This is a genomic window from uncultured Jannaschia sp. (assembly GCF_947494025.1).
Classification (GTDB): Bacteria; Pseudomonadota; Alphaproteobacteria; order Rhodobacterales; family Rhodobacteraceae; genus Jannaschia.
Window position 1 is genome coordinate 210,321 of record NZ_CANLTQ010000005.1, and the last position, 20,433, is coordinate 230,753.

Genomic DNA, 20,433 nt, shown 5'->3' on the forward strand with positions numbered 1-20,433 from the left:
ACGCATTCTACACGATGGATCGTCGCAAGCGGATCCTCGCCCGCATCTCCGCCGGTCATTCGCGCCGGGCGGCGGCGCGGGGGGTCGGGGTCGGCACAAGTCCGGCCATCCGGCCGGTGCCCGATCGCCGTGAACGGGTGGGGCGATCGCCCCGAAGCGGCGGGGTCGCGCACCGGGAATATCGGGCGAGCCCGCACCGCCCATGGCGTTCCCGGCCGGGAACGTTCGTGTTGCGCCGGACACCGCCCTGAAGGACCCGGACCCTGACGGAGCCGGCCAGGGCGCCGTCTGCCCCGCCAGCGCCGCGCTCGTCATGCCCTACGTCAATACAGGTGCGATCAGCGCACACCTCGCCGAGATCAGCCGGCACGTCTCGCCCGGCGCGCATACCATCTTCGTCCTCGATGGTGTCGGCTGGCACAGCTTCAGGGACCTCGTCGTGCCGGGGATCATCACGCTGCTGACGCTCTCGCCCTACAGCCCGGAGCTGAACCCGGTCGAACATCTGGCAATAGCTCCGCCAGAACCGCCTCGCGAACCGCGTCTTCGACCGCTACGACGCCATCGTCGATATCTGCGGCAACCCCTGAAACGCTCTCCTCGCCACCCCAGAGCACGTCCCCTCTATCACACTTGCGCGGCAGGGCGCAGGTCAACAGATGATGCCGTTGGTATTTGGCGTCGGTCGACGGGCGCGGTGCCGGGTTCCCCGGGCTTCGGTTAAGCCACCCGGTTAGGTTCTTGCCGCGTCGGTCGGCCCCGCCTTGGCCTTCCTCTGTCCCTTTTCGTCACGTTGTCGAACATGACCAGGGCGGCCTTCGGGAACACGGAACTCTTGTAAGAGCTTCTCGTCCTTCTGTGACGTCGGCTTGCGTCGACGGCGTGGGAGATCGCGAACGCCGTGCTGGTCGACCGCCCCAGATGGGTAGAGGCGCTGGCCCCATTGCGTTCAGCTTGCGGGAGCAGGCCGAACTGACGCAGCCGCGACGAACCCGTCGATCGGGGCCCGGCCACGCCCTGAGAGATCCGGTCGGACGCGCGCGGTCTTCACGGCGCACCCGCCGCAGTAGGGCACGGACACGAAAAAGGGCCCTCAAGGGGCCCTTCGTCGTGCTCCGGCAAGGCAGGCATTAGTCGAGCCTGCGCTCGACCTCCTCGCGCTCGAAAATCTCGATCACGTCGCCCGGACGAACATCGTCGTAGTTCTCGAACGCCATGCCGCATTCCTGACCGGACTGGACCTCACGGACCTCGTCCTTGAATCGCTTCAGTGTCTTCAGCGTGCCCTCATGCACAACGACGTTGTCGCGCAACAGACGCACGCCGGCGGAGCGCCGCGCGACTCCCTCGGTGACAAGGCAACCCGCCACGTTGCCGACGCCGGTAACGCGGAAGACCTCCCGGATCTCGGCGTAGCCGATGAAGGTCTCCTTGATCTCCGCAGAGAGAAGACCGGACGCCGCCTGCTTCACATCGTCCACGAGGTCGTAGATCACCGAGTAGTACCGGATCTCCACGCCCTTCTGGTTGGCCGCCGCGCGCGCCGGCGCGTTGGCGCGAACGTTGAACCCGATGACCGGCGCCTTGGAGGCCTCCGCAAGGGTGATGTCGCTCTCGGTGATCGCGCCCACGCCCGAATGAAGCACGCGGACGCGGACCTCCTCGTTGCCGACCTTCTCCATCGCCTGCATGATCGCTTCGGCCGAACCCTGCACATCAGCCTTGACGAGGATCGGCAGTTCGCTGACGCCCTGATCCTCCTTGGCTTTGGCCATGAGCTGGTCGAGGGTGGTCGCGGCACCCGCGGCGGCACGCTTGTCCTTGGCGGCATGCTCCCGGTATTCGGCGATCTCGCGGGCCTGCGCCTCGGTTTCGACGACGTTCAACACGTCGCCCGCTTCGGGCGTCCCGTTGAGGCCCAAGACCTCCACGGGGACCGACGGCCCGGCCTCGTCCACGCGGTTGCCCTGATCGTCGACCAGCGCGCGGACCTTGCCCCATTGTTCGCCCACGACAAAGATGTCGCCCCGGCGGAGCGTGCCGTTCTGAACGAGGACGGTCGCGACCGGACCGCGTCCCACGTCGAGCCGCGCCTCGATCACCGCCCCCTGGGCCGCCCGGTTCGGGTTGGCCTTCAGCTCGAGGATCTCCGCCTGCAGCGCGATCGCCTCCAAAAGCCCATCGAGACCCTTTCCGGTCTGGGCGGACACCTCAACGTCCTGCACGTCGCCGGACATTTCCTCCACGACGACCTCGTGCTGAAGCAGTTCGGTCCGCACGCGGTTCGAATCCGCACCCTGCTTGTCCATCTTGTTGATCGCCACAATCATCGGGACCCCAGCGGCCTTGGCGTGATTGATGGCCTCGATCGTCTGCGGCATGACCGCGTCATCGGCGGCCACGACCAGAACCACGATGTCCGTCACCTGCGCGCCGCGGGCACGCATGGAGGTGAAGGCGGCGTGACCGGGCGTGTCGAGGAAGGACAGCTTCGTATCGCCGACGGCGACCTGATAGGCACCGATATGCTGCGTGATGCCGCCTGCCTCACCGGACACGACTTTGGTCTTGCGGATCGCGTCCAGAAGCGAGGTCTTGCCGTGGTCGACATGGCCCATGATGGTGACGACCGGCGCGCGCGGCTGCAGATCCTCGGCCTTGTCCTCGACTTGGTCGATGACCTGTTCCACATCCGCCTCGGAGACGCGCTGCACCCGGTGGCCGAATTCCTCGATGATGAGTTCCGCCGTGTCGGCGTCGATCACTTGGTTCTGCGTGACCATCATGCCGTTCTGCATCAGAGCCTTCACGACCGCGGCAACCCGCTCGGTCATGCGGTTGGCGAGCTCGGAGACGACGATCGTCTCGGGAAGCTGCACCGTGCGCGTGACCTTCTCCTGCTGCGCGCCGCCGCCGCTGCGGCGTTGACGCTCCTGCTTGCGGCGCATGGACGCGAGGCTGCGTTGCCGACCGCCTTCACCACCGGCGAGCGCCTGGTTCACGGTGAGCTTGCCGACACGGCGGTCGGAGCCGCGAGGCTTGCCTGAATCGTCGTCCCGCTTGCGGGGGGCATCGGTGCGGCCGGGGCGCGCATCGGGTCCGAGATTGCGCTGTCGCGGTTCCGCGGCCGCCGGCGCGGGCGTCGGCTCGGCGGGGCGCGTCTTGGCCTCGACGGCCTCGCGCTGACGGCGTTCGTCCTCCTCGGCGCGCTGGCGGGCAAGCTCCGCCCGCTCGCGCTCCTCGCGCTCCTTGGCCTCGATCTCGGCGCGGCGACGGTTGCGCTCTTCCTCGCGGGCCCGCTCCTCGGCGGCGCGGCGCTCGTTGTCCTCGGCCTCGCGGGCCTTGGCGGCCTGCAGTGCCCGGAGACGGCGGTCCATCTCCGCATCGGTGGTGCTGGTTTGGCGGCCGCCCTGGGCGTTCACCGCGGCGGCGCTCTGGGCGCCGGGCTTCGGCACCTGCACGCGCTTGCGCTTGGTCTCGACGACGACGTTGTTCGTGCGTCCGCGCGCAAAGCTCTGCTTCACGGTTCCGCTTCTCGAACCGCCGCCTAGGCCAAGTGGTTTCTTGCCGTCCTGATCGCTCATGCGTTCTTCGATTCCCTCTCGGCGGCCGGAATGCCGCCTTCTGTGTGTCTCATGCCCTGAAGCCTCGCGGCTTCCTCTACAATACGCTGCGCCAAGGTTCCAGATGCCACCGCAGCGTGTATCACGCGGTCGCGCCCGAAGGCCTGGCCGAGCTCGTCGGCGGTCAGGAAGCCGATCCATTTTCCGCCCTGCGGCGTCGACAGCTTGCCCTTGCCGCGCTCCGATCCGTCGGTCGCCTGCAGGAGGACCCGCGCCTCCTCCCGGTCGAGCATTGCCTTGACCTTCTCGTAGCCCGCGACCGCGCGTCCCGCCTTGCGGGCGATGGCGATCGCGTCCTGAAGACGCTTCAGAAGGCCGGCCTCGACCTGATCGACCAGATCCTCGGGAATGCGTACCTGTTTTTTCGCGCCCTTCGAGAACATGCGCTTCGCGACGGCCTTTTCCAAGACCCCCCGGTCCGCGGACACGTAGATTCCGCGCCCTGGCAGCTTGCCGGTCACATCCGGAAAGATCACGTCCTCCGGTCCCACGACGAAGCGCACGAAACCGGACTTCGGACCGGTCTCGCCCGTTACGATGCAGCGACGTTCAGGTTCGTCGCGCGACTTGTTTCGGCCCCCGCGGCTCAAGCGAATCCGGGGCGGTCACGCCCCGGCCTCCTCGGGCTGGGGCTCGGCGTCGTCCTCGCTGGAGCCGACCACGTCCTCCGGCGAGACCCAGCCCAGCATGACGCGGGCGGTCATGATCAGATCCTGCGCTTCCTCCAGCGAGACGTCGAACTTCTCGAGCAGGCCGTCGTCCTTCACGCGCTCGCCGTTCTGCATCGTCCAGCCGCCGGCCAGCTCCCAGTCGGCGCAGGTCGCGAACTCCTCGAGCGTCTTCACGCCGTCGGTGGTCAACACCTCGAGCATCTGCGGCGACAGTCCCTCGAAATTGGCGAGATCGTCCTGCAGGCCGTTCTCGCGCGCCGTCTCCAGCGCCTTGGCGTTCTGCGCTTCGATGTAGTCGCGGGCGCGGGCCTGAAGCTCCTCCGCCGTGCCTTCGTCGACGCCGTCGATCACCAGAAGCTCGTCGAGATCGACATAGGCGACCTCCTCCAGATTGGTGAACCCCTCGGACACCAGCAGCTGGGCGAAGAACTCGTCGAGGTCGAGCGTGTCCATGAAGAGCTTCGTGCGCTCCTCGAATTCGGCTTGCCGGCGTTTCGACTCCTCCTCCTCGGTGAGGATGTCGATGTCGAGCCCGGTGAGCTGCGATGCGAGACGCACGTTCTGTCCGCGCCGGCCGATGGCGAGCGAGAGCTGCTCCTCGGGGACGACCACCTCGATCCGTTCAGCTTCCTCGTCGAGGACGACCTTCGTCACCTCGGCGGGCTGCAACGCGTTGACGAGGAACGTCGGCGCGTCGTCGTTCCAGGGGATGATGTCGATCTTCTCGCCCTGTAGCTCGTTGACGACGGCCTGCACGCGCGAGCCGCGCATGCCGACGCAGGCACCGACCGGGTCGATCGAGCTGTCGTAGGAAATCACCGCGATCTTGGCCCGCGACCCCGGATCGCGGGCGCAGGCCTTGATCTCGATGACGCCGTCGTAGATCTCCGGCACCTCCATCTTGAACAGCTCTTCCATGAACTCAGGCGCAGTGCGGCTGAGGAAGATCTGCGGGCCGCGCACCTCGCGGCGCACGTCCTTGATGTAAACGCGGATGCGGTCGCCGGGGCGGTAGCTCTCGCGGCCGATCTTGTCGTTGCGGCGCAGCACGCCCTCGCCGGGGTTCAGGTCGACGATGAGGTTGCCGTATTCCTCGCGCCTGACGGCCACGTTGATGATTGTGCCGACACGGTCCTTGTATTCCTCGAACTGCTTGTCGCGCTCGGCCTCGCGGACCTTTTGCAGGATGACCTGCTTGGCGGATTGCGCGGCGATCCGGCCCATGTCGACGGGCGGAACGATGTCGACCAGCATGTCGCCTTCCTCGGGGGCGCGCGACTGGTCCACATTGTCCATCCGGCCGCGGTCGGCATCAGTCGGCCTGCGCAGGTGGAACGCATGCACGTCGCGGGTGTGGCTCACGCCCTCCTCGTCGATCGTGGTGGACTTGGCGCGGGTGACGAAAAAGTTCGGCCGGGCGACGGCGACGGCACTGGCCGCGCCCTGGGCGGTGGACTCGGACTTCTCGTTCTCGAGCAGATCCTCGTCGACGACGGTGCGGACGCGGGTGAACGTGGCGCGGCCGGTCTTGCGGTCGATCGACACGCGGATGTCCATCTCCGAGCCGTAGCGCGACTTCGCGGCCCGAGCGAGGCTCTCCTCCATCGCCTCGATCACGAGGGCGGGGTCGATCATCTTCTCGCGCGCGACAGCCTCGGCGGTCTGCAGCAGCTCGAGCTGGTTTGCGGATGTGATGGCCATTCTCAGTCTTCCTCACCGTCCATGAAAGTCGTCACTTCGTCGAACCGGGCCTCGTCGATCTGACCCTTGTCCTTGCGGGCGTTCAACACTTCGCGGATCAGCTCGTCGGTCAGGATGAGCTTGGCATCCGACAGCCATTCGAACTCGAGCCCGATCGTCGGCGTCTCGGTCCCGCGCTCGATCTCGACAAGGACCTCGCTGCCCTCGATGCCCTGCAGCATGCCCTTGAAGCGCCGCTGCCCGTCGATCAGCTCCGTCGTCTCGAGCCGGGCCTCGTAGCCGGACCAGATGTCGAAATCCTTCAGCCGCGTCAGTGGCCGGTCGATGCCCGGGCTCGATACCTCGAGCGTGTATTCCCCGTCGATCGGATCCTCCACATCGAGATTCGCGGACAGGTCGGTGCTGATCCGCGCCAGATCGTCGACCTCGATTCCGCCTCCGGGCCTGTCGGCCATGATCTGCAACGTCGGCGTCCTGCCAGACATCAGGCGCAGGCGCACGAGCTCGAACCCCATATCCTCGATGATGGGGTCGACGATCTCGGCCAGACGCTTGTCCAGCGCGGTCTTGGCGATGAGGTCGGACATGACATTTCCAGACACAAAAAAACGGGCGCGCGGCCCGTCGATCTTTCCCGGTGGAGCCCGGCGGGGCGCCGCTGTTGAGAAGTCATATAGGGAGGGGACCGGGAACATGCAAGCGGATGGGGGGATTGATCCGCGACCCATCCGCAGGAGAGTGCCCATGCCCCGCTTCGACACCGCCGCGCTTGGCGACATTCCGGAGGACACGCCCGTCAAGGCCAGTGCCGGGGAGACCGACCTCGTGCTCGTCCGGGAGGGCGACGCGGTCCGGGCGTTCACCCATGCCTGCCCCCATCTCGGGCTGCCCTTGTCGAAGGGGGTGGTGCGGGACGGCACCCTCATTTGCGCCTTCCACCACGCCTGTTTCGACACGCGGACCGGACAGCAGGCGCAACCGCCGGGGCATGGCGACCTGCGGCGCTATGACGTGACGGTGGAGGACGGGCGCGTCTGGGTCGACGTGCCCGACGACGAGGTCGCGCCGCATCCGCTTCCCGTTCATGCGCGGCGCGGCCTCGACCCGCGGCGTTTCGTCGTCGTCGGCAGCGGCGCGGCGGGGGAGGCCTGCGCCCTCGCCCTGCGCGAGCAGGGCTTCGAGGGGCAGGTCGAGATGATCTCCCCCGAAACCCGCGCGCCCTACGACCGCACGGCGCTTTCCAAGGCGGTGCTGGCGGGCGGCAAGAGCGTCGATGCGCTGACGCTCGAGGCCGCCGACGCGCTCGCGGCACGCGACGTGACGCGAATCGCCGGGACGGCTTCGGCGATCGAAGGTAATTTCGTCGTGCTGGAGGATGGCGGCCGGCACGCCTTCGACGCGGTGTTCCTTGCCCCGGGCGGGGCGCCCATCAGGCCCGACCTGCCCGGCGCCGACCTGCCCGGCGTCCACACCTTACGCTCCGCCGAGGATGGACAGCGCATCGCCGGGGCCGCCGCCGGAGCGTCGAAGGCCGTCCTCGTCGGGGGCGGATTCATCGGACTGGAGGCGGCGCTCTCGCTCGCCAAGCGCGGGATCGACGTCACGGTGGTCGTCCGCGGCGCCGTGCCGCTCGCGAAGGTCCTGGGCGAGCGGATCGGCCGCGCGATCGCGGCCGAGCTCGAGGCGAAGGGTGTGCGCGTCCAGACCGGCGCGAATGTCGCGCGGATCGAGGGGACGGACCGCGCCACGGGCGTCGCGCTCGAGGACGGCACGAGGCGCGAGGCCGACCTCGTCCTCCTGGCCGTCGGGGTCTGCCCGGCCACCGGCGCGATCGAGGGTCTGCCGCGCGAGGAGAACGGCGCGGTTACGGTCGCGACCGACCTTTCGGTGCCCGGCCTCGACGGCGTCTTTGTCGGCGGCGACTGCGCAGTTGCGCCGACGCCCTTCGGTCCGGCCCGGATCGAGCATTGGCGCGTCGCCCGCCAGCACGGCATCCGCGCCGCCCGCGCCATGCTGGGCAAACCCGCCGCGCCGGACGACATCCCCTTCTTCTGGACGGCGCTCGGCCGGCAATATCGCTATGTGGGCCATGCGGAGGGATGGGACGACGTCTTCTTCGACGGCGACCCGGCCGAGGCCTTCCTCGCGCGCTACGTCAAGAACGGGCGGATCATGGCCGCCGTCGGCGCGGGGCGGGACGCGGATCTCGCACGGCTGCATCTCGACATGAAGGCCGCGGGCGGGCCGCTGCCGGCCTAGCCGCACGCCAGCAGAACGACCGTGCCGTCCGCATCGGTGCGAATATTCAGCCGGTCCGGGCGGTGGTCCATCGTCACCATGTCGTCCGGTCCCACCACCCGGTGCGGCAGGTCGGCGGGCAGGGTGATCGCCGCGACGGGCCGGCCGATCAGATCGGCATACCCCTCCGCGCCGCAGCCACCGTCCTCCTGACAGGCCGGCAGAATGGCGATCGGGATCAGCAGCGCGCGGTTCATGATGAACGATTTCCCGCCCCGGCGCGGATTGCAATGACCCTGCCGCGTCGTCACGATGCGGCGACGCAGAAACGAAAGGAATTCACGATGCGAAGGGACGCCGCCGACGGTCCGGCAGGTCGGAGGAGCCGCTCGGGGCCCGCGCGGGACCGCGCCCTCCTTGCCGTGCTGATCGATGCCGACAACATTCCGGCGAAATACGCCGAGGCGATCCTGAAGGAGATCACCGGACTGGGCGAACCGGCGCTCAGGCGGGTCTACGGCGACTGGTCGGGCGGGCATCTTCGGAGCTGGGCGGATAAGGTGCTGGAGCTTGGCCTCGTCGCGCATCAGGAAACGGCGAACACCAAGGGCAAGAACGCCTCTGACATCGGCCTCGTGATCGACGCGATGGACATCCTCCATTCGGGCCGGTTCGACGGCTTCGTGCTCGTCTCCTCCGACAGCGACTTCACGCGGCTGGCCTCCCGCATCCGCGAGGAAGGGCTCGACGTGATCGGGATCGGCGAGGGCAAGGCCCCGGAATCGCTCAGGAATGTCTGCAATCGCTTTATCCTGATCGAGAACCTCGTCGACGAGCCGGCGGCGCAGAAGGACGCGCCGACCAAGCGGCTGCCGCTCGACGCGCTGCCGCTGATCCTGCGGGCGATGGAGCGGATGGATCAGGACGACGAGTGGTACGCGATGGGCGCGCTCGGCAGCCAGATCATGGCGGAGATGCCGGACTTCGACACGCGCACCTACGGCAAGCGCAAGCTTTCGGATCTTGTGGGCGAAATCAAGCGGCTGGAGACGCGGATGGACGGCACGCAGGTCATGGTGCGGCGCCGGGACTGACGCCGTCCGCCGCGTGTTACGGCCGTGTTACGGCTGTGTTACGGCTGTGGCACAGCCGTGGGACGGCATCGCTCTCCCCCATCGACAGGCCAGCCATGTCCAGACGCACCCTCGTGGCGCTGCTCGCCTTTCTGGCCTTCGTCAGCCTCGGCCTGCCGGACGGCCTCCTTGGCGTGTCGTGGCCCTCCATGCGGGACAGCTTCGGCCTGCCGCTCGACGCGCTCGGCCTGTTCGTCGGGTTCGCGACGGCGGGCTATCTGCTGTCGAGCTTCGTGAGCGGGGCGGTCCTGCGGCACGTGTCGCTCGGCGCGCTGCTGACGCTTTCGACGGGCGCGGCCGCCACGGCGCTCCTCCTCGTCGCGGCGGCGCCGGTCTGGCCGGTCCTCCTGTTCGCCGCGTTCCTCGCGGGTCTCGGCGGCGGGGCGATCGACGCAGGACTGAACGCCTACGGGGCGGTACATTTCTCGGCGCGCGTCCTGAACTGGCTGCATGCGTTTTTCGGGCTCGGCACGACGCTCGGGCCGCTGATCGTGACGGGCGTGCTGAGCTCGGGCCTGATCTGGCGCTGGAGCTACGCCATCGTCGGTTGCGCGCAGATCGCGTTGGCGATCACTTTCCTCGTGACGCGCGACCGCTGGCGGCCGGTCGAGGTGGAAGACACGGCGCCCCTCGCCTCCGCCGGGTCGGTGGAGACGTTGCGACGCCCGGTCGTCTGGCTGGGGATGGGGCTGTTCTTCCTCTACAGCGGCGTCGAGCTCGCCACGGCGACATGGAGCTATTCGTTGCTGACGCAGGAGCGCGGCGTCGATGAGACGATAGCGGGACTTTTCGTCACCCTCTACTGGGGGAGCCTGATGGTCGGGCGCGTGCTGTTCGGCTTTGTCGCCGACCGCCTGCCGCTGGTGGCGACGCTGCGGGCCTGCATCGCGGCGAGCGTCCTCGGGGCGCTCCTGTTCTGGCTGGGCACGCCCGCCCTGTCGCTCGCCGGACTGATGCTGATGGGGTTCTCGCTCGCGCCGATCTTCGCTTCGCTCATCAGCCTGACGCCCGGCCGCGTCGGCCGCGACCACGCCGACAGCGCCATCGGCTACCAGATCGCCGCGGCGGGCCTCGGGGGCGCGGTCGTGACGGCGACGCTGGGGCTCCTCGCCGACGAGCTCGGGCTCGACGTGATCGGGGTGGCGATCTTCGCGGCGACGCTGCTGCTGCTCGCGGCCTACGAGGGGTTCATGCGGAGATAGGGGCGGCGGGGCGCTAGTCCTCCCCCTCCCGCGTGCCGAACTGGACCCGCATCTCGCGCAGCACGGGGATGGCGGCGCGGGTGCGGGCGAGGCCGATCTCGCGGACGGCCTCTGTCATGATCGGGCGGATCGCGGCCAGCGCCGCCTCCCGCGCGGTCTGGCCGGCGGGGGAGATGGCGACCCGCTTGCGCCGGGCATCGTCCCAGTCCGGGCGGACATGGATGTACCCCGCCCATTCCAGACGGTTCAGCGTGTTCGTCAGCGCCCCCCGGGTCAGGTGGAACAGGCGGGCGAGCTCCGCCGGGCTGCGCTCCTCCCGGTGCTGGGCGAGGTAGTTCAGCACGATGAAATGCGACAGCTCCATCCCCTTCGGCAGCGCGCTGCGCAGGCGGGCGCGGACGAGCTGATCGGCCGTGAGCATCTCGGAGAAGAGGGCGACGGCGAGCTTTTCGGCATCGTCGCTCACGGGCCGACGACGCCCCGCGCGACGGACCGGTCCGGGGCCGTGCGGGCGGATCGAGGCGGGGCCGGATCGCCCCGGCGTGCGGGTCGCGACGGGCCGGCGGCCATCAGCCGTCGAGCAGCGCGTCGAGCTTGCCCGTGCGTTCCAGCGCGTAAAGGTCGTCGCAGCCGCCGACATGGTGATCGCCCACGAAGATCTGGGGCGTGGTATGGGCGCCGTTCGCGCGCTGCTTCATCTCGGCCCGGCGGTCCGGGTGCCGGCCGAGGTCGATCTCCGTGACCGGGGCGCCCTTGGTCGCGAGCAGGCGTATCGCGGCGGTGCAGAAGCCGCAGAAGGGTTGCGTGTAGACGTCGACAGGCTTCATGGCGGGACTCCGAGGGTTCCCCTCGCGTTATAGGCCTTCACCGCCCCTTCGCAACGCGGGCCAGTGCGAGAACGGTGATCCGGCGCGCGCCGCCCAGCCGCAACGCCCCGGCGCAGGCGGTGAGCGTGGCGCCGGTCGTGTACACGTCGTCGACCAGCGCGACGTGGCGGCCCTCCACCTCGGCCATCGGGCCGAGCGCGATGGCGCCGGCGACATTGGCTGCGCGGTCGGTCACGGAACGGTGGTCCTGCATGGGCGTGTGCCGGTGGCGCACCAGCGTCATCGGCGCGAAGATCCCGTCCGACTGGCGCGCCACCTCCATCGCGAGAAGCGCCGCCTGGTTGTAGCGCCGCCGGAGCAGGCGCCAGCGATGGACGGGGACCGGCGCGATCACGGTGTCGGACGACAGCAGATCGCCGGCCCGGCGGGCCATCCAGCGGCCCGCGCCCCGGGCCAGCTCCGTCCGGTCGCCATGCTTGAGCGCGAGCACCAGCCTGCGGCCGGTCCCGCCGTAGAGGATCGCCGCGCGCGCCTCGTCCCAGGGGCGCGGCACGCGGAGGCATTCGTCGCAGCGCGCCGCCGTGTCCTGACCGGGCAGCGGAACGGCGCAAAGGTCGCAGCAGGCCCCCGACAGGAACGGCGTATCGGTCCAGCAGGCGGGGCACATCGCGCCCGGCAGATCCACCCGCGCGTCGCACATCATGCAGGTCGCCGGATACAGCGCCTGACGCAGCGTCCCTGCGACCCTGGCGCCCGCCCGCAGGACCGGACCCGCCCTTTGCATCACCGTGGCCATGGCCTATCTCCCGGGCATGTCGCAGCCGCCCCTGACTGATCGCACCGCCCTCGCCCTGCATCGCGCCCGCGCGGACGGGTCCGCCTGGTTCCTGCACGAGGCGGCGATGGACGAGGTGCAGGAGAGACTGAAAGACGTTAACAGGTCGTTTACGGCGCCCGCGATCGTGACCGCGCATCCCGAACTCTGGCGGGACGCGGTTCCCGGCGCGCGGGTCGTGCCGGAGGCGGAGGTGCTGGACCTCGCGCCCGGCGCGCACGACCTCGTGATCCACGCGATGTGCCTGCATTGGGCCGACGATCCGGTGGGCCAGCTCATCCAGTGCCGCCGGACGCTTCGGGAGGACGGGCTGCTCCTCGTGGCGATGCTGGGCGGCGAAACGCTCGCGGAGCTGCGCGCCGTGCTCGGACAGGCGGAGGCGGAGGTCGCGGGCGGGATGAGCCCCCGCGTCGCGCCGATGGGCGAGATCCGCGAGCTCGGCGCGCTGCTGGGGCGGGCGGGGCTGGCCCTGCCGGTGGCGGACGTGTCCACGCTCCGGGTGCGCTACCGGGATCTGCGGCATCTGGCGGGCGACCTTCGCGCGATGGGGGAGGCCAACGCGCTCGCCGCCCGTCACCGGGCGACGGCGCCGCGGGCGATGTTCGCGCGGGCCGATGCGCTTTATCGCGACGCCTTTCCCGACGCGGACGGCATCTCGGCCACGTTCCAGATGCTGTTCCTCACGGGATGGGCGCCGTCCGACACGCAACAGAAGCCGCTCCGTCCGGGATCGGCGCGGACGCGGCTGGCGGATGCCCTGGCCGTACCCGAACTGGAGACGAAGCGGTGAACAAGATGGAGACGCGGCCCCTGCCGCATGCCCCGGCGGACCATCCGCCGATCCGGACCGGCAAGGTGGGGATCCTGCTCGCCAATCTCGGCACGCCCGAAGGCACGAGCTACTGGCCCATGCGTCGCTACCTGAGCGAGTTCCTGAGCGACCGGCGGGTGATCGACTACTCGCCCCTCATCTGGCAGCCGCTGCTGCAGGGCGTGATCCTGTCGACGCGGCCATCCCGGTCCGGCAAGGCCTACGCCTCGATCTGGAACAGGGAGGCGAACGAGAGCCCGCTCGCCACGATCACCAAGGCGCAGACCGCCGCCATGGCCGAGCGCATGCGGGCGCGTTTCGGCGACCGCGTCGTGGTCGATTACGCGATGCGCTACGGCAAGCCCTCGACCATCGACCGCGTGCGCGAGATGCAGGCGGCGGGCTGCGAACGCATCCTGTTCTTCCCGCTCTACCCGCAATATGCCGGCGCGACCACGGCGACCGCGAACGACCAGTTCTTCCGGGGTCTGATGAAGCTGAAATGGCAGCCGGCCGCGCGCACCGTGGCGCCCTATTTCGACGATCCGCGCTACATCGACGCGCTCGCCGCGTCGGTCGAGCGGGCCTATGCCGCCGCGGAGTTCGAGCCGGACATCCTCGTGTGTTCCTATCACGGGCTGCCGAAGCGCTACCTGATGGAGGGCGACCCCTACCATTGCCAGTGCCGGAGGACGACGCGGCTGCTGCGCGAGCGGCTGGGCTGGGGCGAGGACCGGATCACGACCACCTTCCAGTCCCGTTTCGGGCCGGAGGAGTGGCTCAAGCCCTACACCGTGGAGGAGGTCGCGCGGCTGGCAGAGGCGGGAAAGCGGAGGATCGCGGTGATCGCGCCCGCGTTCTCGGCCGACTGCATCGAGACGCTGGAGGAAATCAACGAGGAGATCCGGGAAAGCTTCGAGGAGGCCGGCGGCGAGCGCTTTGCCTACATTCCCTGCCTCAACGACGACGCCGCGCATGTGGACGCGCTGGCGGAGATCGTGGCGGAGAACCTGTCGGGCTGGATCTGAGCCCGACCGAGGTCCCCCGGATGGATCAGGCGCTGATGAGGCGCCCCGTGAAGGTGCGGGTGCCGACGCGAACCTGGCAGAGCCCGTCCTGCAGCATCTTCACGAACCTTCCCTGGATCGAAAGGTGATTTCCGATGATGATGGTCTTCAACATGATGCGTCCCTCATGAACGAGCCGGTTCCAGAACTCCGAACCTACGCATCAGCATTGGGCATGAAAGTTAATTCGTCCCTAACCGGGCATAACTTTGCGTGACAATTTGTGATTCAGAGCCAATCGCGCAACACCGGGACGAGCGGCACGTCGGCGGGCGGCATGGGGAAATCTTTGAGATTTCCGGGGCGTACCCATTTCAGGACCTGCTCTTCCCGCGCCGCGGGCCGACCGTGCCATTTTCGGCACACGAAGAGCGGCATGAGCAGGTGGAACGTCTCGTAGGCATGCGACGCGAAGGTGAGCGGGGCCAGGCAGGAGGCCCAGGTGTCGATCCCGAGCTCCTCCTGCAATTCGCGGATCAGGGCCGCCTCGGGCGTCTCGCCGGGTTCGACCTTGCCGCCCGGGAACTCCCACAGGCCGGCCATGGACTTGCCCGGCGGCCGTTGCGCCAGAAGCACGCGGCCGTCGGGGTCGACCAGCGCGACGGCGGAGACGAGGACGACCTTCACGGACGATGCCGTCATCGGGGCGTCAGGATCGGTAATCGGCGTTGATCTCGATGTAGCGATAGGTCAGGTCGCAGGTCCACATCGTATCCTCCGCGTCGCCCAGACCCAGATCGACCGACAGCGTGATCCGGTCGCGCTTCATGTAGGAGACGCCCGCTTCCTCCGTGTAGGTCCGGGCGACCTGTCCCTCTTCGGCCACCGTGATCTCGCCGAAGCGGATGGTCAGCCGGTCCCGTTCGGCCTTCGCGCCGGATTTGCCGACGGCCATGACGACGCGGCCCCAGTTCGGATCCTCGCCCGCGACGGCGGTCTTGACCAGCGGCGAGTTGGCGATGGCGGAGGCGACGCGGCGGGCATCCGGCCCGTTGGCGGCGCCGGTCACGCGGACCTCCAGCAGCTTGGTCGCGCCTTCGCCGTCCATGACGAGCTGAAGCGCGAGGTCGTGCATGACCTCGTGCAGCGCGGTCTTGAAGGCATGCCCGGCGGCCGTGCGGGCCGAGGCGATCTCCGCATGGTCGGCCTTGCCCGTCGCCGCGACGATCAGGCTGTCGGAGGTGGAGGTGTCGCTGTCCACGGTGACGGCGTTGAAGGTCCGGGAGGTGATGTCCCTGACCATCGATTGCAGGGTCCGCTCGCTCACCTTCGCGTCGGTGAAGACGTAGGCGAGCATCGTGGCCATGTCCGGCGCGATCATGCCGGAGCCCTTGGCGATGCCGGCGATCCTGACGGCGGTCCCGTCGATCTCCACCGTCCGGGCGGCCCCCTTCGGAAAGGTGTCGGTCGTCATGATCGCCTCGGCGGCCCCGGCCATGCCGTTCGGATCGAGCCGTCCCGCCATGTCAGGAAGGACATCGACGATGCGGTCGTGCGGCAGCGGCTGTCCGATCACGCCGGTCGAGGCCGTCAGGACGCGGCTGGCGGGCAGGCCGAGGGCCTGGCTCACGCCCTTGCAGACCGCCGCGACCGATTCCGTTCCCGCCGCGCCGGTGAAGGCGTTGGCGTTGCCGGAATTGACGAGGATCGCCCAGCCGCCCGAGGCGTCGCGCGACTTGAGCTTGCTCTGGCAATCGAGCACCGCGCCCGACCGGGTGGCCGAGCGGGTGAACATGCCGACGACCGAGGCCCCGGCCTCGATCTCGACCAGCATGACGTCGGTGCGGTCCTTGTACTTCACGCCCGCTTTGGCGGTCGCGAAACGCACGCCGTCGATGGCGGGCAGGTCGGGGAAGTCCGGCGCGAGCGGGGAGACGAGCGGGCCTTTCGGCGCGTCGAGCCGCGCCTCCAGCTCCTTCACCCTGGCCTTGAGCTTTTTCTTCGACCCCTTGGCCTTCGACTCCTTCCCGGAATCCGTGTCTTTCTTGCCGGACTTCCCCATCGCTCAGTTCTCCAGAAGCGAGTCATCCCGGATCAGGGAGGGGTCGATCTCCTGCTCGGTGCGGGTCACGTCGGCCTCGGAGACGAGGCGGGCCACCTCCTCCTGCAGCCGCTGGCCCTGGACCTGCGCCTCGAGCTCGGCGCGGACCTCGTCGAGGCTCGGCGCCTCCTGCTGCCGCGTCTCGTTGAGGCGGATGACGTGCCAGCCGAACTGCGTCTGGACCGGATCGCTGACCGAGCCGGGCTCCATGCCGGCGACGGCCTCCTCGAACTCGGGCACCATCATGCCGGCGCCGAACCAGCCGAGCTCGCCCCCGTTCGGGCCGGACGGGCCGGTGGAACGCTCGCGGGCGACCTCGGCGAAGTCGGCGCCGCCGCGGACCTCCTCGGCGATGGCCTGCGCCTCCTCCTCGGTTTCCACGAGGATGTGGCTGGCATTGTATTCCGTGCCGCCCTCGGCGTCGCCGAACTGCGCATCGTAGGCGTCCTGCACGGCGGCGTCGTCCACGGGCTCCGCCGCGATGCGCTCCATCGCGCGATTGGCGAGGAGGCCACGCGTCTCGTTGTCCACGGCGAGCCGGTCGGTCTCCGTGGTCTCGGAGGCATCCATGAGGGCCTGCTGCTGGATGATCTGCTCCAGCATGCCCTGATACAGCGCCTCGTCGGGCATCTGCTGGTATTGCTCGGGCAGGCGGGCGCGGAGCGCGACGAGGTGGCCGAGCGTGATGTCGGTGCCGTTCACGGTGGCGAGAACGGTAGACGCGTCCTGCGCCTTCAGCGGCGTGGCAAGCGCCATCGCGATCGCGGCGCCGGTCAGGAGATGTTTCATCGGATTTCCTTTCAGGCTCCCTCGAGCCAGACAGTCATGGCGTCCCAATGGGCGTTCGTTGACACCCGTCGGGGCGGGTCTTAAGTGCGGCCAAGACGAATTTTGACCGCGCCCTCCCCGTGATTTACCCCTCTGATATGGGGCCTTCCCGCGGTCGGCAAGGGCGCGAGGACAGGACGGACATGCTGGGACTTGGTGCAATCGCGAAGAAGGTCTTCGGCACGCCGAACGACCGGAAGGTCAAGACGACGCTGAAGATCGTCGAGCGCGTCAACGCTCTGGAACCCGAGTTCGAGGCGCTGTCGGACGAGGAGATCGTCGCGCGGACGGACGCGCTGAAGACGCGGGCGAAGGGGGGCGAAAGCCTCGACGACCTTCTGCCCGAGGCCTTCGCGAATTGCCGCGAGGCGGCGCGACGCGCCCTGGGCCTCCGGGCCTTCGACGTGCAGCTTCTGGGCGGCATATTCCTGCATCAGGGCAACATCTCGGAGATGAAGACGGGCGAGGGCAAGACGCTCGTCGCGACCTTTCCGGCCTATCTGAACGCGCTGTCGGGCAAGGGCGTCCACGTCGTCACCGTGAACGACTACCTCGCCCGCCGCGACGCCGAATGGATGAGCAAGGTCTACGCCGCGCTCGGCATGACCACCGGCGTCGTCGTCCCGCAGCAGCCCGACGCCGAGAAGCGCGAAGCCTACCGCGCGGACATCACCTACGCCACGAACAACGAGCTGGGCTTCGACTACCTGCGCGACAACATGCGCGCCTCCAAGGACGAGATGGCGCAGCGCGGGCACAATTTCGCGATCGTGGACGAGGTGGACTCGATCCTGATCGACGAGGCGCGCACCCCGCTCATCATCTCCGGACCGTCCGAGGATCGCAGCGATCTCTATACCCGCGTCGACCGGCTGATCCCCGAGATCGAGGAGGATCACTTCACCCTCGACGAGAAGCAGCGCAGCGTGACCTTCACCGACGAGGGCAACGAGTGGCTGGAGGAGCGCCTGCTCGCCGCCGGCATCCTTCCCGAGGGGCAGTCGCTCTACGACCCCGAGAGCACGACGATCGTGCACCACGTCAATCAGGGGCTCCGCGCGCACAAGCTGTTCCACAAGGACCAGAACTACATCCTCCGCAACGACGAGGTCGTGCTGATCGACGAGTTCACCGGACGGATGATGGCCGGGCGGCGCCTTTCCGACGGCCTTCATCAGGCGATCGAGGCGAAGGAGGGCGTCACGATCCAGCCCGAGAACGTGACCCTCGCCTCCGTGACGTTCCAGAACTACTTCCGGCTGTATTCCAAGCTGTCCGGCATGACCGGCACCGCGGCCACCGAGGCCGAGGAGTTCATGTCGATCTACGGGCTCGGCGTGGTCGAGGTGCCGACCAACAGGCCCATCGCGCGCGCCGACGAGAACGACGCGGTCTACCGCACCTCCGCCGAGAAATACGCCGCCATCGTGGACGAGATCCGCGCGGCCCACGAGAAGGGGCAGCCCGTCCTCGTCGGCACGACCTCCATCGAGAAGTCCGAGATGCTTTCCGCACTCCTCAAGAAGGAGGGGTTGCCGCACAACGTCCTCAACGCCCGCCAGCACGAGCAGGAGGCGCAGATCGTCGCCGATGCCGGCAAGCTGGGCGCGATCACCATCGCCACCAACATGGCCGGACGCGGGACCGACATCCAGCTCGGCGGCAATGTCGAGATGCGCGTGCTGCAGGCGCTGGCCGAGACGCCGGAGGCCGATCCCGAGGAGGTCCGCGCCCGGATCGAGGCGGAGGTCGCCGACGAGAAGCGCCGCGTGCTGGAGGCGGGCGGGCTTTTCGTGCTCGCCACCGAACGGCACGAGAGCCGCCGGATCGACAACCAGCTTCGCGGCCGGTCGGGACGCCAGGGCGACCCGGGGCGCTCCGCGTTCTTTCTGTCGCTCGACGACGACCTGATGCGGATCTTCGGATCCGAGCGGCTGGAGAAGGTGCTCAACACGCTCGGCATGAAGGAAGGCGAGGCGATCGTGCACCCGTGGGTGAACAAGTCGCTGGAGCGTGCGCAGGCCAAGGTCGAGGCGCGCAACTTCGACATCCGCAAGCAGCTGCTGAAGTTCGACGACGTGATGAACGATCAGCGCAAGGCGGTGTTCGAACAGCGTCTCGAGATCATGGAGGCCGAGGACATCGGCGAGATCGCGCGGGACATGCGCCATCAGGTCGTCGACGACCTCGTGGATCAGTACCTGCCGCCCAAGAGCTACTCGGACCAATGGAACGCGAAGGGGCTTTACGCGGCGACGATCGAGGTGCTGGGCACCGACGCGCCCGTGATCGCATGGGCCGAGGAGGACGGCGTGGATCAGGACGTCGTCCGCGAGCGGCTCTACGCCGCCAGCGACAGGCTGATGGAGGAAAAGGCCGAGGCGTTCGGCGTCGACCAGATGGGTCAGATCGAGAAGCAGTTCCTGCTGCAGACGATCGACGGCAAGTGGCGCGAGCACCTGCTGACGCTGGAACACCTGCGCTCCGTCGTCGGTTTCCGCGGCTACGCGCAGCGCGACCCGCTGAACGAGTACAAGACGGAGGGCTTCCAGCTTTTCGAGACGATGCTCGACAGCCTCCGGCTCGAGGTCACGAAGAAGCTCGCCAAGGTTCGCCCGCTTTCCGAGGAGGAACGCAAGGCGATGATCGATCAGCTTGTCGCGCAGCAGAAGGCCCGGGCGCAGGCCGGCACGCCGCAACCGGTGGACGAGCCCGCCGCGGCCGCCGACGGCGCGGCGCCCGGCTTCGTGGAGGACGACCCGTCGACCTGGGGCAGCCCGGGCCGGAACGAGCCCTGTCCCTGCGGCTCGGGCAAGAAGTTCAAGCATTGCCATGGCGCGTATTGAGCGGCGGCCGGGGCGGCTGTGCATCCGGTAATAGTTCTGCCTAAGTTGTAGTAAGGTTCTGCCGGAATTCTTTCATTTCCAGAGTATAACATATTAAAGTACAGTCTTTCATACTGTTGTTGGCCTCCTGGGTAAGTAGGGCTCCCTCCGATCTGAAAACCGTTTGACATCTGATACGGCACCCGTTCACCTCTTGTTCCCAAGGGTCCGGACCCTTTCCTCAGCCATCCCCGTGCCGTTGCCGGCCGGGACGCGGCCCGCCCCGATCGGCCGCGAAGCCTGTCGAAAGGACGAGCATGCCCTGCATCCCCATCGTGGCCGCGCGCTTTGCCGAAGTGCCTTCCGTCACCGACATCGAGCGCCGTCTGTACGCGCACCTGGCGCAGCTTCGGGGGCAGCGGACCGGGAGCGACCTTGGGACGCCGTCGGACGGTGACGAGGACATCCACGTATGGCAGTTCTGCCTGCCCCGGTCCGGCAAGCTCCGCATCCATCGCCGCGCCCGCGTCGTTCACGGCCGCGCCGAAGCCGCGACCGGTCTTGCGCACCTGTCCTCCGCGACCCGCGCCCGGCTCTCCGTCCTGCGCGACGGGGCCGACCTCGTGGCGAT

18 protein-coding genes and 1 pseudogene are annotated in these 20,433 nt (G+C 68.5%); 7 read left to right on the forward strand and 12 right to left on the reverse strand.

Annotation, left to right across the window (positions count from 1 at the left end; translation table 11 throughout):
- Window positions 1–1,130 precede the first annotated feature (1,130 nt).
- Genes infB through rimP form a run of 4 tightly spaced genes read right to left on the reverse strand, consistent with a single transcriptional unit; the run spans window position 1,131 to window position 6,582 of the window.
- A complete protein-coding gene (infB, locus tag Q1B08_RS10145) occupies window positions 1,131–3,584 on the reverse strand; it encodes a translation initiation factor IF-2 (RefSeq protein WP_299817756.1) in 2,454 nt (817 codons plus the stop codon).
- A complete protein-coding gene (locus Q1B08_RS10150) occupies window positions 3,581–4,213 on the reverse strand; it encodes an RNA-binding protein (RefSeq protein WP_299817759.1) in 633 nt (210 codons plus the stop codon). Before Q1B08_RS10150 ends, infB begins: the two co-directional genes overlap by 4 nt.
- Window positions 4,214–4,228: 15 nt before the next feature.
- The gene (gene nusA / locus Q1B08_RS10155; RefSeq protein WP_299817762.1) at window positions 4,229–5,995 is read right to left on the reverse strand and encodes a transcription termination factor NusA; all 1,767 of its coding nucleotides are present in this window, start codon (window positions 5,993–5,995) and stop codon (window positions 4,229–4,231) included.
- Window positions 5,996–5,997: 2 nt separating this feature from the next.
- Window positions 5,998–6,582 (reverse strand): ribosome maturation factor RimP, encoded by a 585-nt coding sequence (rimP, locus tag Q1B08_RS10160; protein ID WP_299817765.1) that lies wholly within the window; start codon window positions 6,580–6,582, stop codon window positions 5,998–6,000.
- A 157-nt stretch (window positions 6,583–6,739) separates the two neighbouring features.
- On the opposite strand from rimP, the gene Q1B08_RS10165 reads away from it, so the two are divergent.
- Window positions 6,740–8,254, forward strand: a complete 1,515-nt coding sequence (locus Q1B08_RS10165; protein WP_299817770.1) for an FAD-dependent oxidoreductase — start codon at window positions 6,740–6,742, stop codon at window positions 8,252–8,254.
- On the opposite strand, the gene Q1B08_RS10170 is transcribed toward Q1B08_RS10165, so the two are convergent.
- A complete protein-coding gene (locus Q1B08_RS10170) occupies window positions 8,251–8,490 on the reverse strand; it encodes an I78 family peptidase inhibitor (protein ID WP_299817775.1) in 240 nt (79 codons plus the stop codon). The two genes, Q1B08_RS10165 and Q1B08_RS10170, sit on opposite strands and share 4 nt — an antisense overlap.
- An 87-nt stretch (window positions 8,491–8,577) precedes the next feature.
- On the opposite strand from Q1B08_RS10170, the gene Q1B08_RS10175 reads away from it, so the two are divergent.
- Together Q1B08_RS10175 and Q1B08_RS10180 are read left to right on the forward strand one after the other, a co-directional pair.
- Window positions 8,578–9,327 carry an NYN domain-containing protein gene (locus tag Q1B08_RS10175; RefSeq protein WP_299817799.1) on the forward strand — a complete coding sequence of 250 codons (750 nt, stop codon included), beginning with the start codon at window positions 8,578–8,580 and terminating at the stop codon, window positions 9,325–9,327.
- 95 nt (window positions 9,328–9,422) lie between these two features.
- Window positions 9,423–10,568, forward strand: a complete 1,146-nt coding sequence (locus Q1B08_RS10180) for an MFS transporter (protein WP_299817801.1) — start codon at window positions 9,423–9,425, stop codon at window positions 10,566–10,568.
- 13 nt (window positions 10,569–10,581) lie between these two features.
- On the opposite strand, the gene Q1B08_RS10185 is transcribed toward Q1B08_RS10180, so the two are convergent.
- From Q1B08_RS10185 to Q1B08_RS10195, 3 genes are all read right to left on the reverse strand, one after another.
- Complete coding sequence (locus tag Q1B08_RS10185; RefSeq protein WP_299817804.1) at window positions 10,582–11,034, reverse strand: MarR family transcriptional regulator; 453 nt, start codon at window positions 11,032–11,034, stop codon at window positions 10,582–10,584.
- A 103-nt stretch (window positions 11,035–11,137) separates the two neighbouring features.
- Window positions 11,138–11,395 (reverse strand): glutaredoxin 3, encoded by a 258-nt coding sequence (gene grxC / locus Q1B08_RS10190; protein ID WP_299817807.1) that lies wholly within the window; start codon window positions 11,393–11,395, stop codon window positions 11,138–11,140.
- Window positions 11,396–11,432: 37 nt separating this feature from the next.
- Window positions 11,433–12,191, reverse strand: coding sequence for a ComF family protein (locus Q1B08_RS10195; protein WP_299817810.1), 759 nt, complete (start codon window positions 12,189–12,191; stop codon window positions 11,433–11,435).
- Between Q1B08_RS10195 and Q1B08_RS10200 the strand changes: the two genes are divergently transcribed.
- Together Q1B08_RS10200 and hemH are read left to right on the forward strand one after the other, a co-directional pair.
- Complete coding sequence (locus Q1B08_RS10200; RefSeq protein WP_299817813.1) at window positions 12,190–13,020, forward strand: methyltransferase domain-containing protein; 831 nt, start codon at window positions 12,190–12,192, stop codon at window positions 13,018–13,020. The genes Q1B08_RS10195 and Q1B08_RS10200 overlap by 2 nt on opposite strands.
- A gap of 5 nt (window positions 13,021–13,025) precedes the next feature.
- Window positions 13,026–14,069: a ferrochelatase gene (gene hemH, locus Q1B08_RS10205; protein ID WP_299817854.1), complete on the forward strand. Its 1,044-nt coding sequence runs from the start codon at window positions 13,026–13,028 to the stop codon at window positions 14,067–14,069.
- Window positions 14,070–14,094: 25 nt separating this feature from the next.
- Here hemH and Q1B08_RS10210 read toward each other — a convergent pair whose 3' ends face one another.
- The 4 genes from Q1B08_RS10210 to Q1B08_RS10225 all read right to left on the reverse strand — a co-directional run bounded on the left by Q1B08_RS10210 (window position 14,095) and on the right by Q1B08_RS10225 (window position 16,938).
- Window positions 14,095–14,223 carry a hypothetical protein gene (locus Q1B08_RS10210; RefSeq protein ID WP_299817816.1) on the reverse strand — a complete coding sequence of 43 codons (129 nt, stop codon included), beginning with the start codon at window positions 14,221–14,223 and terminating at the stop codon, window positions 14,095–14,097.
- Window positions 14,224–14,336: 113 nt separating this feature from the next.
- Window positions 14,337–14,735 carry a (deoxy)nucleoside triphosphate pyrophosphohydrolase gene (locus Q1B08_RS10215; RefSeq protein WP_299817857.1) on the reverse strand — a complete coding sequence of 133 codons (399 nt, stop codon included), beginning with the start codon at window positions 14,733–14,735 and terminating at the stop codon, window positions 14,337–14,339.
- Window positions 14,736–14,757: 22 nt separating this feature from the next.
- Window positions 14,758–16,110: a bifunctional glutamate N-acetyltransferase/amino-acid acetyltransferase ArgJ gene (argJ, locus tag Q1B08_RS10220; protein ID WP_299817819.1), complete on the reverse strand. Its 1,353-nt coding sequence runs from the start codon at window positions 16,108–16,110 to the stop codon at window positions 14,758–14,760.
- Between the two features lie 3 nt (window positions 16,111–16,113).
- The gene (locus Q1B08_RS10225) at window positions 16,114–16,938 is read right to left on the reverse strand and encodes a peptidylprolyl isomerase (protein ID WP_299817821.1); all 825 of its coding nucleotides are present in this window, start codon (window positions 16,936–16,938) and stop codon (window positions 16,114–16,116) included.
- Between the two features lie 182 nt (window positions 16,939–17,120).
- On the opposite strand from Q1B08_RS10225, the gene secA reads away from it, so the two are divergent.
- Window positions 17,121–19,823 (forward strand): preprotein translocase subunit SecA, encoded by a 2,703-nt coding sequence (gene secA / locus Q1B08_RS10230; RefSeq protein ID WP_299817824.1) that lies wholly within the window; start codon window positions 17,121–17,123, stop codon window positions 19,821–19,823.
- A 296-nt stretch (window positions 19,824–20,119) separates the two neighbouring features.
- Window positions 20,120–20,433: pseudogene (locus Q1B08_RS10235) on the forward strand (hypothetical protein); the annotation flags it as partial.

Coding starts and splice junctions, on each gene's coding strand:
- infB (WP_299817756.1), bottom strand. CDS start 3,584: ATGAGCGATCAGGACGGCAAGAAACCACTTGGCCTAGGCGGCGGTTCG.
- nusA (WP_299817762.1), bottom strand. CDS start 5,995: ATGGCCATCACATCCGCAAACCAGCTCGAGCTGCTGCAGACCGCCGAG.
- rimP (WP_299817765.1), bottom strand. CDS start 6,582: ATGTCCGACCTCATCGCCAAGACCGCGCTGGACAAGCGTCTGGCCGAG.
- Q1B08_RS10165 (WP_299817770.1), top strand. CDS start 6,740: ATGCCCCGCTTCGACACCGCCGCGCTTGGCGACATTCCGGAGGACACG.
- Q1B08_RS10170 (WP_299817775.1), bottom strand. CDS start 8,490: ATGAACCGCGCGCTGCTGATCCCGATCGCCATTCTGCCGGCCTGTCAG.
- Q1B08_RS10175 (WP_299817799.1), top strand. CDS start 8,578: ATGCGAAGGGACGCCGCCGACGGTCCGGCAGGTCGGAGGAGCCGCTCG.
- Q1B08_RS10180 (WP_299817801.1), top strand. CDS start 9,423: ATGTCCAGACGCACCCTCGTGGCGCTGCTCGCCTTTCTGGCCTTCGTC.
- grxC (WP_299817807.1), bottom strand. CDS start 11,395: ATGAAGCCTGTCGACGTCTACACGCAACCCTTCTGCGGCTTCTGCACC.
- Q1B08_RS10200 (WP_299817813.1), top strand. CDS start 12,190: ATGGCCTATCTCCCGGGCATGTCGCAGCCGCCCCTGACTGATCGCACC.
- Q1B08_RS10195 (WP_299817810.1), bottom strand. CDS start 12,191: ATGGCCACGGTGATGCAAAGGGCGGGTCCGGTCCTGCGGGCGGGCGCC.
- hemH (WP_299817854.1), top strand. CDS start 13,026: ATGGAGACGCGGCCCCTGCCGCATGCCCCGGCGGACCATCCGCCGATC.
- Q1B08_RS10210 (WP_299817816.1), bottom strand. CDS start 14,223: ATGTTGAAGACCATCATCATCGGAAATCACCTTTCGATCCAGGGAAGG.
- argJ (WP_299817819.1), bottom strand. CDS start 16,110: ATGGGGAAGTCCGGCAAGAAAGACACGGATTCCGGGAAGGAGTCGAAG.
- Q1B08_RS10225 (WP_299817821.1), bottom strand. CDS start 16,938: ATGAAACATCTCCTGACCGGCGCCGCGATCGCGATGGCGCTTGCCACG.
- secA (WP_299817824.1), top strand. CDS start 17,121: ATGCTGGGACTTGGTGCAATCGCGAAGAAGGTCTTCGGCACGCCGAAC.